The following is an 11,927-nucleotide window of genomic DNA, read 5'->3' as shown; positions in this document are numbered from 1 at the left end:
TTTCGACGACTTTATTTAGACTTTGCGCCTCGGCCCGAGCCTGTTCGAGCCGCATCGCCCAGGTGCCGATAGCTTGGTCTTCCTCATCACGCGGCGGGGCCGGATAACGCCCCGAGCCGATGTCGAACAATAGCCCGCCAATCGCCCCAAGATCGTTCGACAGCAAATCGCGGAACTGCTCGTTGAGGTCGAGGATGCCGGAGCGCATGGCAAGAAAATGCTGCCAACTGCCGAGTTTGACCTTCCCGCCCGTCAGCTTGTTGTAGCCATTGACGATCGCCGTGTTGAACGGCGGAACGAGCGTGGGATGCAGGAAATAAAGCAGATTGGCGACCGCTGGCCCCAACCCCTTGATGTTCAGGCGATCGATCGCGTGGATGCCCGCGATGATCTCTTCAGCGGTATCGCAGCAGGCGCAATGATCCAGCAGTCGCCCAAAGGCGCGCTGATGCGCCGGATTCTCATAGATGTCGGGTATGCGCAGCTTGGGCTTCCACAGGAAGGCATGATCCGCGCCCTTGAAGATCTGCCGCTGCTCCGCAACCGAATGCACCACGGTTTCGAGCGACGATCCACGATACGCGACGCCAAATCGCCCCGCCTCGATTTCGGCCACGACCTGGGTCAGACCGCGGCGGATGGAGCGGAAATTCTTGATGCGCTCGTCCCAGAGGAACCAGCTCTGATAGGTTGCGTTCGGGTCTTCCTTCCATCGCTGGATCAGTTGCCGCGCCAGCAATTCAAAATCCGCCAAACCGCCCCCCATTGTGCCTCACTGCGTCGATTAGCAAAGCTAGCATCCCGCCTGATTGCAAGCCAGATTCCTGATCGGCATCAAGTATAAAATGAGTGCCGCGCGCCTTCGGTTCATTGGATGTCGTCGGGGATGTGAATGAGAAGATCGCGCGTATAATCGATGAGTAATCCTCCCATCGCAGCGCCGAAAACCGCTAGGACAAATAACAGAGCAAGCAATTTGGGGACAAAGCTGACGGTTTGTTCGTTAACCGACGTCGCGGCCTGGATGATCGAAATGTCCAGCCCGACGAGCCCCATGATGAGCAGAGGTGGCCCGGCCACCATCGCCATGACCCAAAGCGCACGCCCCATTGAGACGGAAAAGGGACTGTCCATTGTTCCTCCCGCACCGGTGGGGTTGTTGCGCGATACGGGACTGTTGCGGGGCGGGCGGAGCGAAGTGGGATCATGTTTCCGTTCCCTCTTCTCCAATGCCGCCCGCCCCGTCCCACGCTGCGACCCGTGGGCACCTCAATGTCCGTCTCTTCCGATAACCTACATCTGACTTACGCATCGCCGCCGCCCACCCCTCGCGCCGCCCTGCATTTTTTCGAGAAATAGCAGGGGCCATTGAGGGCAGACGCGCTCTGCCGCGTAATAGGAGTGAGGATAGACGTCAGCGAAAGGTGCGCATGTACGACTGCGTTATCATCGGCGGAGGTCCCGCAGGTTTGACGGCAGCGACCTATTTGGGCCGGTTTCTTCGTCGCACGCTGCTCGTGGACGCCGGGGGCGGCCGTGCCGCCCATATTCCGACGACGCACAATCTTCTCGGATTCCCAGAAGGAATCTCCGGTGAGGAGCTGCTTTTGCGCATGCATCGACATGCCGCTCGCTATGGCGCGGAATTGGTGAGTGGCGTCGTTCAGGGTATCGCGTCAACCGAGACAGGCTTCGTCGTAAATATGGGACCGCAGTCCGTCGAGGCGCGAACGCTATTGCTCGCTCAGGGCGTGACAAACCACAAACCAAGGTATGCGCAGGAGGTCCACGATCGCGCTGTTGCGCGCGGCCTTATTCGCTATTGCCCAGTCTGTGACGGGTTTGAAGTTCGCGGAAAGAACGTAGCCGTCCTGGGCTGTTCGGACCATGGCGCGGCCGAGGCACGCTTCATTCGTCGGTATAGCGATACCGTGACGCTCCTTACCCAAGACGTTTCGCAGCTTTCACGAAGCGATGAGGGGGATTTGGCCCGAAGCGGGATCGTGGTCCAACGCGCGCCCATTCAAACCCTAGCGGTTTGCGATGACTCTATCCTCGTGAGCCTGGCCGATGGCCCACTGCTCAGCTTCGACACCCTTTATGTCGCACTTGGAACTTCTCCCCGGTCGGAGTTGGCGCGCATGGCAGGTGCGGAGTTGAGCGCATCAGGTTGCATCATCGTCGATGAACATCAGCAAACGACGATTGATCGTCTTTTTGCGGCGGGAGACATTGTCGAAGGACTGGATCAAATCGCCGTAGCCGCCGGCCAAGCAGCCAAGGCGGCAACCGCAATTCACAATCGCTTATCGAGGTAGGCAATGCTGAAGAGGTAAAGAGTTCAGCAGAGCGCTTGCCCCCGATATGATCGCAGATCCCCAGATAGGGAAACGTCAACAAGGAGACGTACTTTGCCCGAGTCCAAATCCGCTAGCCATGCTCACGCCCATAGCTGCTGCGCAGGCGGCAAGGACCAGGGTGCCATAACGGTAATCGATCCGGTTTGCGGGATGACTGTAGATCCCGCGGTACCATCTCATCACGCCATCCATGCCGGGCACAGTTATCATTTCTGTAGCGCCAGTTGCCGATCCAAATTCGTGGCCGATCCCGAGCGCTATCTCAAACTGAAGGCGACCTTGCCGGAGATCTTGCCAGAGGGAGTGGTTTGGACCTGCCCCATGCATCCCGAGATTCGGCAGGATCATCCGGGTCCCTGTCCCATCTGCGGCATGGCGCTGGAACCGGAAACAATCACGATGGATGCTGGTCCGAGCGCAGAGCTCATCGACATGACTCGCCGGTTCTGGATCGCGCTTGCGCTAACCATCCCGGTCTTTTTTCTTGAGATGGGGGGACACTTGGTGCCGGCCATCCATCGGGCCGTGCCGGCGGTCGCTTCGGCCTGGGTTCAGTTCGCCTTGGCGACGCCAGTGGTGCTGTGGGCGGGCTGGCCGTTCTTTACGCGTGGCTGGGCCTCGCTCCGTACGCGCAATCTCAACATGTTCACGCTGATCGCCATGGGCACTGGGGTAGCCTTGGGCCTACAGCATTGTCGCGACGGCAGCGCCCGGCATCTTTCCCTCCGCATTCCGCGGAATGGGCGGGACCGTCGCAGTTTATTTCGAGGCAGCGGCCGTTATCACGGTGCTGGTTCTGCTCGGACAGGTTCTCGAGCTGCGCGCGCGGGAGCGAACGTCGGGCGCGATCAAGGCGCTGCTCAACCTCGCACCCAAGATGGCGCGGCGGATCGCGCAGGACGGCAGCGAGGAGGAAGTCCCGCTCGATCTGGTCGCCGTCGGCGATCGCCTGCGCGTGAGACCGGGTGAGAAAGTCCCGGTCGATGGCACGGTGTGCGATGGGAGATCGTCGCTTGATGAGTCGATGGTGACCGGGGAATCGATGCCCGTGACCAAAGCCCTGGGCGACAAGGTCATCGGGGGTACGCTCAATCAGAGCGGTGCGCTCGTCATCGAGGCCGAGAATGTCGGGCGCGACACCATGCTCGCGCGAATTGTGCAGATGGTGGCGGACGCCCAGCGATCGCGGGCCCCGATTCAGCGCTTGGCCGATCAGGTCGCAGGCTGGTTCGTTCCTACAGTTCTGGCTATCTCGGTATTGGCGTTCGCCATCTGGGGGGTCTGGGGGCCGGAGCCGCGCTTGGCGCATGGCCTCATCGCCGCCGTCGCCGTGCTGATCATCGCCTGTCCCTGTGCTCTCGGATTGGCAACGCCGATGTCGATCATGGTGGGCGTGGGCCGCGGCGCCGGGCTTGGTGTGCTGATCAAGAACGCCGAGGCGCTCGAACGGCTCGAGAAAGTCGATACGCTGGTGATCGACAAAACCGGGACTCTTACCGAAGGAAAACCGTCTGTGACCCGGATCGTGCCGGCCGCGAACCATGATCCGAACGAACTGCTGCGTCTCGCGGCGGCGGTCGAACAGGCGTCCGAACATCCGCTCGCGCGAGCAATCGTTGCGTCGGCCGAAGCGCAGGATGTGAGAATTCCGGCAGTATCGGACTTCGTCTCGCCGACGGGCAAGGGCGCGCAGGGTATAGTCGAAGGCAAGCGCATCCTGCTTGGGAATGCACGCTTCCTTAAAGGTGAAGGCGTCGATGTCGCACCACTGATGGATGAGGCCGAGACACTTCGCAGCGATGGCGCCACAGGAATCTTCATGGCCATCGATGGCGAGGTGGCGGGCGCCTTTGGGATCGCCGATCCGGTAAAGGCGACCACTGCCGAAGCCCTGACATTGCTTAGGGCCGAGGGTATCGCGGTCGTCATGCTGACTGGCGACAATCGCACCACCGCTGAGGCTGTGGCACGCAATCTCGGTATCGAGAAGGTTGAAGCCGAAGTGTTCCCGGACCAGAAAAGTGAGGTTGTCGAGCGGCTGAAGCGCGAAGGAAGGATTGTCGCGATGGCGGGCGATGGGGTCAACGATGCCCCGGCGCTCGCGGCGGCGGATGTAGGCATCGCGATGGGGTCGGGCACCGATGTCGCCATCGAGAGTGCGGGTGTGACCCTGCTGAAAGGCGATCTCACCGGCATCGTGCGGGCCCGGCGCCTCAGCGAGGCAACGATGGCCAACATCCGCCAGAACCTCTTCTTCGCCTTCGTGTACAACGCTGCTGGCGTTCCGATCGCTGCCGGATTGCTCTATCCGTTCTTCGGGATACTTTTGTCGCCCATCATCGCTGCGGCAGCGATGGCGCTGTCATCGGTCAGCGTGGTGAGCAATGCCCTCCGCCTCAACAGGGCACGCATATGAACAGGTTGAGCAACTGAAGGCGTAGTGAAATGCGCCCCTGACGGAATAGCACAATTCAGCGGCTGCGATCCTTGCTGGGTGGGGCTGGCGAGGGTGCTTCGCCAAGCCGCGTGTCCAGTGCGCTGCCCGTTCTGATGCGGTCGGCTACGAGTTGGCGGGTGGATTCCCCGATGGAAACGACCATACGTGCGCTTTCTCCGCGCTCGCGGGCAGTCTGCATGGCCGCATCGACAATGCCCTGTGCCGCTGCCAACCGGCTGTCGGCGATATTGCTTTCGGGCGAGTTCTTCAGGAACGCGGCGGCAAGTCGTTCCTGCCCGGGCGCGTGGCCAGGGGGCAGGATCGGTCGCTCCAGCGCGCGAACCGCACGCTGAAGCTGTACCGGCTGCTGGGCATTGATCTGCACACCCAAGGCCGCCCCGATCTCTCGCACGCGCTCCAGCGGCGTTTGCTCGGCGGAAATCACCGCATCGACCTGTCGCACCCCTAGATAGGTCAGGAGATGCGATTGATAGACCGGCCCCTTGGCATGTCGGACATAGGCCAATTCGGTGCGCGCGGCGGCAATCTTCTCTGACGGCGCATCCTGCCCGATCAGCGCCCTCAGACGCTCACCAGCCTGCTGGCGAGCGGGCGGAAGATACCGTTCCAGTTCCTCGCGCACCTTGTTCAAGGTGATGCGGTAACGCTGGGCTGTCGGAGGCGCGCGCTGGGGGAGCAAGGCGATCCCATGCGCGCCGATGCGCGCTTCCGGCGCAGCGTCACGCTGAACCGCAGCAGCAGCGAGCACGGATGCCATCGCGCGATGATCGCCCGTCAGGAAGCCATGTCGCGACGCATCCATCCAGAGTGTCTTATCGATCGAGGCGATGCGAATGGGATGGCCTGCCTCGCGCGCGATATGGGCGGCATGGTGGCGCATGGTGCGTCCATTGCCTTCGCGGAAAGGGTGAATGGCGTTGAGTTCGTTGATGTGGTTGCCAAGGCGGTCGAAAAACTCGTCACGTGCGATGCCGCGGAAGCCATTCTTCGCCGCCATGTCGGCGAACAGCTTTTCGAGTTCGCGGGCGATATAGAGGGGGGCGGCGAAGCTCGATCCGCCCTTCGCGATGATGACGCTGCGATCCTCGCCTGCCCAATCATACAGGTCCTGAAACAGATGCTTGTGTAGCGTTCGATAGCCATCGGCCGAACCGGGGAACGTCTGGCGAGCGACCTGTGCGCCGCGCGCCATCGTCAACCGACGCTCGGCTTCATTGAGCGTGGCATCGTCGGTAAGTCCAAGCCGGTTCCGCAATATGTCGGTGCCGGGATAGGTGTAAGGGTCGTCGGCCAATGTCAGCCTGCAACAGAGTGCATTCCCGGCTTGTAGAGGCCGAGAATGATCGAGGCCATCAGCGAGGGCGGGACGCCCTCGTCGAGCATTACGGCGAACATCGCATCGTCGCCATCGGTGGGCGTCATGTCCTCGATGACCAGATTGGCGCGCGCATCGGCAACGTCCTCTCGCCACAATGCGACCTGCTCGGGCGTGCCGCGCTCGAAGTCCATGCCTCGAACACGCTCGCGAAATACCTCAAGGTTGATCTGCGCCATCCCGTTCATCCTTTTCCCCGTTAACCCTACTCTGCCTATCGTGATTCCTCAACAAATCACTTGGTCGAGCGGTTGCGCAGCCGGGAAGATATGTCAGCCCCCCGGCTGCCGATCTGGACGGATAAGTTTCAGTATTCATTCGATAACATGATCGTCAGAACGCGCTTGGTGCGTTGCGCGTCCCACGGTGCATCACTGCCGAAGTCCAGATTTGGCTCATAATAGTCGATCTTCCAAAATACCGTCACCGCAACAGCCTCGTCATCCTCGGGCCGGTCCTGCGTCCAGTCACCCGATGCGAGGCGAAAAACCGCCCCGAAATCATGCTCACCATAAGGGTCATTGTTGTCGTCGAATTTCGAGAACCGCGCGATCAACGCCAATGCGGCGGAGCGGTCGGGATCGGGGAGAGCCTGAAACCCCATCGTGACATTGGCGATGGACGTAACGCCGGGAATAGCGCGCGCCGCATCGTTCAAGCGGCGGATGGCATCGGTTTGCTCGGGGGTCTGCATCACTGGTTCCTTTCATCTGGCATGGGCTGCAAGGCCACGGGCCGGGCAACCCTGCCGTTCCGGCGAGGAACAGGATGGGGAGGGAGGGCGAGAATCTGCCGCTGGCGCGGGCGAGCCGTCATAGCGCGGCCGAAAAACCCGCAGGGCTTCGGATGCCGCGCTTGGCGGATTACACGGGCGGCCGATTGTCGTTCGGGGACGAAAGGGCAGCGCCCTTGGCGTTCCCCCGCGACACGCAGATAGGGCGTGTCGTCTAGCGCATATCCTCGTAGCGCAGGCGCTTCCTCACCAACGGGATGTCCTGAAGATTTTTGACCACCCGGTTGTTGCCGCCCAGCTCGCGCCATTGCTTCTCGCGGGCGCGTGCAGCGACCAGCGAAAACTCCATGATATGGGCCACGGCCATCGCCGACTTGCCCATATCGAACAGCCGGTAACAGATTTCGACGCCGCGCGGGGTCAGGCAGCCGCTATGGTGGCGGTTGTCTGGCCAACGCGGGTCGAAAATGCCGACCAGCTCGCTGCCTTCAAGCGATAGTTCGGAATTGACCGCTGCAATCGCATCGATCCGCTTGTGAACGAGTTTGCGGATACGGCGGTCGAGGCGCTTCAGATCGTCGCGCAACACCCGCTCGGTAGCCTCGAAAAACAGGCTGCGCATACTTATCACGCCAACATAATGCTTCGCGATCTTCCGCTGCTCCAGCAGCCGCCGCATGGCCTTGAGGCGGTCCAGCGCCTCATAGTCGTATTGCTGCCGATCCGGCATGAAGGCGAGATGATCGCGGACCCAGGAATCTGGATTGAGATCGGCCGTCACCTGATCGAGATGGTGAGCGATGCTGTTTCGCCGGCCAATGAGTTTAACCATTTCGCGGCGCTCATCGGCTGTCAGCACGCCTTCCTTGACCAGCCAGTCGAAGGCCCGCTGGACTCTCTTGCGCTCGGGCACTTCCGGCGCGGGTTCGGTTGCCTCGTCATCGCTGCGCGAGAGCTTCCAGCGCTTTTGCGTATCAACGGTTTCGACGACGCTGCGCTTCAATTCCTCTGCGTGATAGATGACAAGGATCATTTCCAAAGCGCGGTGCCGGATCATGCAGCGCTCCAGTTCCGGCAACCGCCCGCGATACGGATCGGTGAAGTGGCGCTTCCGGCCCTCCCATTGCGGTGTTTCAGTATCCTTCATGGTTCAACCATGCTGCAAAACAGGGCGCGCGGCGAGCAACTCTAAACGTATCTCGCCCTTGCAGGCACAGGAATCCATCGGCAATTTTCGATAGATGTTGACCGGTTAAAACCCATCGGTTATTTGCGTTTAATGGAAACCGACTCTTCTCTCGCGATATTGGCGGCCCTGGGGCACCCCACTCGTCTCGACGCCTTTCGTCTGCTCGTTCGACATGAACCTGACGGGCTATCGACGGGCCAGCTCGTGGAAGCGTCGGGGCTGACACAAAGCACGTTTTCGACGCATCTCGCTGTGCTTGTGAAAGCCGGTCTGGTCCTGCCTGAGAAACGCGGGCGCCAACAAATCCAGCGCGCGAACATAAAGGCGCTGAAGGATCTCATGCTGTTTCTGGCGAAGGACTGCTGCCAGGGCCGCGCCGAGCTTTGCGAACCGCTGGTTGCCGAACTCACCTGCTGCTGAAGGATTTACCGTGACTGATAAGGTCTACAATGTGCTGTTCCTGTGTACCGGGAACAGCGCCCGCTCGATCCTGGGCGAAGCCCTCATGAACAAGCTCGGCGAAGGGCGTTTCCGGGCCTACAGCGCCGGGAGCCAGCCCAAGGGCGATGTGCATCCGATGGCGCTGTCCGTGCTGACCGGCCTCGGCTTCGACACTGCGGGGATGCGGTCGAAGAGCTGGGACGAATTTTCCGCGCCGGACGCCCCTAAATTCGATTTCATCTTTACCGTATGCGACAACGCCGCCGGTGAAACTTGCCCGGTCTGGATCGGGCATCCGCTCACGGCGCATTGGGGCATCGAAGACCCGGCAGCCGTAGAGGGCGAAGGCCAGCGCGAGGCATTCCTACAGGCACTGCGCTTCCTTCAGAACCGGATTTCGCTGTTCCTCGCCCTGCCGATCTCCAGCCTCGACGAAATGGCGATGCGTAGCAAACTCAAGGAAATCGGGCAGGCCGAAGGGGCCAGCGCCAAAGCGGGAGCCGTCAAGTGACCACCGACATCATCATCTATCACAATCCCGAATGCGGCACGTCGCGCAACGCGCTCGCCATGATCCGCAATGCGGGTGTCGAACCGCACGTGATCGAATATCTCAAGACGCCGCCCACACGCGCTTTGCTGGTCGAACTTATCGACCGCGCCGGAATGGCCCCGCGCGATCTCTTGCGCGAGAAGGGCACCCCCTATGCGGAGCTGGGCCTGAGCGACACGTCGCTGTCGAACGACGCGCTGGTGGACGCGATGATGGCGCATCCGATCCTCATCAACCGCCCCCTCGTTGTGTCACCGCTCGGTGTAAAACTCTGCCGTCCTTCCGAAGCGGTTCTTGATCTGTTGCCGACAGGCCAGCTCGGCGCATTCGCGAAAGAAGATGGCGAACAGGTCGTGGACGCCTTGGGCCAGCGTATCGCCTAATGCTGCCAGCAATTCTGATCTTCATCGCGACGATCGCGATCGTCATCTGGCAACCCAAGGGCCTCGGCATTGGGTGGAGCGCCATGGGCGGGGCGGTCGTGGCGCTGCTCGCCGGCGTTGTATCGCTTTCCGACGTGCCCGTGGTCTGGGGCATTGTCTGGAACGCGACGGGCGCCTTCGTCGCGATCATCGTCATCAGCCTGCTGCTGGATGAAGCCGGGTTCTTCGAATGGGCAGCGCTCCATGTCGCGCGCTGGGGCAAAGGCAATGGCCGCGTCCTGTTCGCCCTGGTCGTGCTGCTCGGCGCGGCGGTATCGTCCCTGTTCGCCAATGATGGCGCCGCCTTGATCCTGACCCCTATTGTTATCGCGATGCTGCGCGCGTTGGGCTATGGCGACAAGGCGACGCTGGCGTTCGTGATGGCCGCAGGCTTCATCGCGGACACCGCCAGTCTGCCGCTTGTCGTCTCGAACCTCGTCAACATCGTGTCGGCCGACTTCTTCAAGCTCGGCTTCGGCGAATATGCGAGCGTGATGGTGCCGGTGAATCTGGCAGCGATCGCCGCCACGCTCGGCGCGCTGATGCTGTTCTTCCGTCGTGACATACCGGCAAACTATGATGTCGCCGCGCTACGGGCGCCGCGGGCGGCGATCCGGGACGCTGCGACCTTCCGTGCAGGTTGGGTCGTCCTCGTGCTTCTTCTCGTCGGCTTCTTCCTGCTTGATCCGCTGGGCGTGCCAGTCAGCGCGGTTGCCGCTGCCGGCGCAATCCTGCTGCTCGCAATCGCGGCGAGGGGGCATGTGATCGAAACCCGCAAGGTGCTGCGCGGCGCGCCGTGGCAGGTCGTCATCTTCTCGCTTGGCATGTACCTCGTGGTCTATGGCCTGCGAAATGCAGGACTGACCGACCACCTGGCCGCGCTGCTCGATCGCACCGCGCAAGGCGGGGTATGGGGTGCCGCGCTGGGGACCGGAGTAATCGCTGCCGTCCTGTCATCCGTCATGAACAACATGCCGACGGTACTGGTGGGCGCGCTGTCGATCGACGCCACGCACGCCACCGGGGCGGTGAAGGAAGCGATGATCTACGCCAATGTGATCGGCTGCGATCTTGGCCCCAAGATCACACCCATCGGTTCGCTCGCCACCCTGTTGTGGCTCCATGTCCTGGGCCAAAAAAACATCAAGATCGGATGGGGATATTACTTCCGCGTGGGCGCGACGCTCACTGTGCCCATCCTCCTCATTACCCTTGCGGCGCTCGCGCTGCGTATTGGAATTGCCTGATGCCTATCCGCGACCTTCCCGATCCCGACACGCTGCCCGCGCTTGATCCGGCCTTTATCCACCACCGGCCAGCGGTAGGGCTGGGCGCACTCGATCCTGCCCCGCGCATTCTGCTGCTCTATGGCAGCCTTCGCGAACGGTCTTTCTCCCGTCTCGCGGTCGAGGAATCCGCGCGGCTTCTGCGCCTGTTTGGCGCGGAAACCCGCATTTTCGATCCATCGACGCTGCCGCTGCCCGACCAGATAGCGGGTGACGATCATCCCGCCGTTCACGAACTGCGCGAACTGGCGCTGTGGTCCGAGGGCCAGGTGTGGTGCAGCCCGGAGCGGCACGGTCAGATCACCGGCATCATGAAGGCGCAGATCGATCATCTGCCGCTGGAAATGAAGGGAATGCGCCCAACGCAGGGGCGCACGCTTGCGGTCATGCAGGTATCTGGCGGCTCACAGTCGTTCAACGCCGTGAACACGCTTCGCCTGCTCGGCCGCTGGATGCGAATGTTCACCATTCCCAACCAGTCATCCGTGGCGATGGCCTATAAGGAGTTTGACGAAGCAGGCCGCATGAAGCCTTCGAGCTATTACGACCGCATCGTCGATGTGATGGAGGAGCTGGTGCGCTTCACCATCCTGATGCGCCCGCACGCGGTTCAGCTCGTCGATCGCTACTCCGAGCGCAAGCAGCTCGGGGTGCCTGTCGATCCCGCCACCGATCACTCCGCTATCGCGATCTCCGGCAGATAGTGCTCCACGGCGATGGGGGGAGGGCGAACATCATGGCGGGAAGCCATCCAGATGCTCGCCATAGCCTTCGGAACGGCACGCGTGCTGGTCTTGGCTTTCTGCCTCCCCTTCGCGGCGATGCTGCCTTTCATCACCGAGGCCTCCTACGTCGCTCGACGAGTGTGGCGACCTCGCCATCGTCTCTGTCGAGATCCCCGCTCCCTTCGTCGCGTTGCTCACCATCGGCTTGGCCGCCCGATGCTTCATGAAGCCGGTTTTGTTGTGGGCCATTTTCAGGGTTGCGCCCGCGGCGGTCTGGATTGTCGGCATTGCCTGGGCGGTGGGAAGAAACTGATATTGACGCACTGGAAAATCGCTCGCCAGAATGAGGCCATGCTTTCTGCCTCGTCATGGTCGCCCGCATGAA

At 61.6% G+C, this 11,927-nt stretch carries 12 protein-coding genes and 2 pseudogenes; 7 read left to right on the top strand and 7 right to left on the bottom strand.

Features of this window, described 5'->3' with window-relative positions; genetic code table 11:
- Window positions 1-754 (bottom strand): annotated as a pseudogene (locus tag HWN72_RS30090) (type II restriction endonuclease); the annotation flags it as partial.
- A gap of 113 nt (window positions 755-867) precedes the next feature.
- A complete protein-coding gene (locus HWN72_RS30085) occupies window positions 868-1,134 on the bottom strand; it encodes a flagellar biosynthetic protein FliQ (protein WP_211152243.1) in 267 nt (88 codons plus the stop codon).
- 296 nt (window positions 1,135-1,430) lie between these two features.
- Here HWN72_RS30085 and HWN72_RS30080 point away from each other — a divergent pair, with 296 nt between their 5' ends.
- Together HWN72_RS30080 and HWN72_RS30075 are read left to right on the top strand one after the other, a co-directional pair.
- A complete protein-coding gene (locus HWN72_RS30080; RefSeq protein WP_211152242.1) occupies window positions 1,431-2,318 on the top strand; it encodes an NAD(P)/FAD-dependent oxidoreductase in 888 nt (295 codons plus the stop codon).
- A gap of 192 nt (window positions 2,319-2,510) precedes the next feature.
- Window positions 2,511-4,776: pseudogene (locus HWN72_RS30075) on the top strand (heavy metal translocating P-type ATPase).
- A 55-nt stretch (window positions 4,777-4,831) separates the two neighbouring features.
- Here HWN72_RS30075 and HWN72_RS30070 read toward each other — a convergent pair.
- From HWN72_RS30070 to HWN72_RS30055, 4 genes are all read right to left on the bottom strand, one after another.
- Window positions 4,832-6,112, bottom strand: a complete 1,281-nt coding sequence (locus tag HWN72_RS30070; RefSeq protein ID WP_211152241.1) for a Fic family protein — start codon at window positions 6,110-6,112, stop codon at window positions 4,832-4,834.
- Between the two features lie 2 nt (window positions 6,113-6,114).
- Entirely contained in the window at window positions 6,115-6,372 is a 258-nt protein-coding gene (locus HWN72_RS30065; protein WP_120253507.1) for a hypothetical protein, read from the bottom strand.
- Window positions 6,373-6,500: 128 nt separating this feature from the next.
- Window positions 6,501-6,887, bottom strand: a complete 387-nt coding sequence (locus tag HWN72_RS30060; protein WP_150426803.1) for a DUF3768 domain-containing protein — start codon at window positions 6,885-6,887, stop codon at window positions 6,501-6,503.
- Window positions 6,888-7,140: 253 nt separating this feature from the next.
- Window positions 7,141-8,073 (bottom strand): hypothetical protein, encoded by a 933-nt coding sequence (locus HWN72_RS30055; RefSeq protein WP_211152240.1) that lies wholly within the window; start codon window positions 8,071-8,073, stop codon window positions 7,141-7,143.
- Window positions 8,074-8,205: 132 nt separating this feature from the next.
- On the opposite strand from HWN72_RS30055, the gene HWN72_RS30050 reads away from it, so the two are divergent.
- From HWN72_RS30050 to arsH, 5 genes are read left to right on the top strand one after another with little or no spacing between them, the layout of a single operon-like run.
- Entirely contained in the window at window positions 8,206-8,535 is a 330-nt protein-coding gene (locus HWN72_RS30050) for a helix-turn-helix transcriptional regulator (RefSeq protein ID WP_120252803.1), read from the top strand.
- Between the two features lie 10 nt (window positions 8,536-8,545).
- On the top strand, window positions 8,546-9,067 hold the full coding sequence (locus HWN72_RS30045) for an arsenate reductase ArsC (RefSeq protein WP_211152239.1): 522 nt from the start codon (window positions 8,546-8,548) through the stop codon (window positions 9,065-9,067).
- The gene (gene arsC / locus HWN72_RS30040) at window positions 9,064-9,492 is read left to right on the top strand and encodes an arsenate reductase (glutaredoxin) (RefSeq protein WP_211152238.1); all 429 of its coding nucleotides are present in this window, start codon (window positions 9,064-9,066) and stop codon (window positions 9,490-9,492) included. The genes HWN72_RS30045 and arsC overlap by 4 nt, the downstream gene beginning before the upstream one ends.
- Window positions 9,492-10,778, top strand: a complete 1,287-nt coding sequence (locus HWN72_RS30035; protein WP_211152237.1) for an arsenic transporter — start codon at window positions 9,492-9,494, stop codon at window positions 10,776-10,778. The genes arsC and HWN72_RS30035 overlap by 1 nt, the downstream gene beginning before the upstream one ends.
- Entirely contained in the window at window positions 10,778-11,521 is a 744-nt protein-coding gene (gene arsH / locus HWN72_RS30030) for an arsenical resistance protein ArsH (protein ID WP_107394170.1), read from the top strand. The genes HWN72_RS30035 and arsH overlap by 1 nt, the downstream gene beginning before the upstream one ends.
- Window positions 11,522-11,551: 30 nt before the next feature.
- Here arsH and HWN72_RS30025 read toward each other — a convergent pair whose 3' ends face one another.
- A complete protein-coding gene (locus HWN72_RS30025) occupies window positions 11,552-11,866 on the bottom strand; it encodes a hypothetical protein (RefSeq protein WP_211152236.1) in 315 nt (104 codons plus the stop codon).
- Window positions 11,867-11,927: the final 61 nt, after the last annotated feature.

The sequence above is a fragment of the Novosphingobium sp. HR1a genome, assembly GCF_015594425.1.
GTDB classification, from domain to species: domain Bacteria; phylum Pseudomonadota; class Alphaproteobacteria; order Sphingomonadales; family Sphingomonadaceae; genus Novosphingobium; species Novosphingobium resinovorum_A.
The sequence above is the reverse complement of the archived record's forward strand: the minus strand, read 5'-3'. Positions and strand labels throughout refer to the sequence as shown.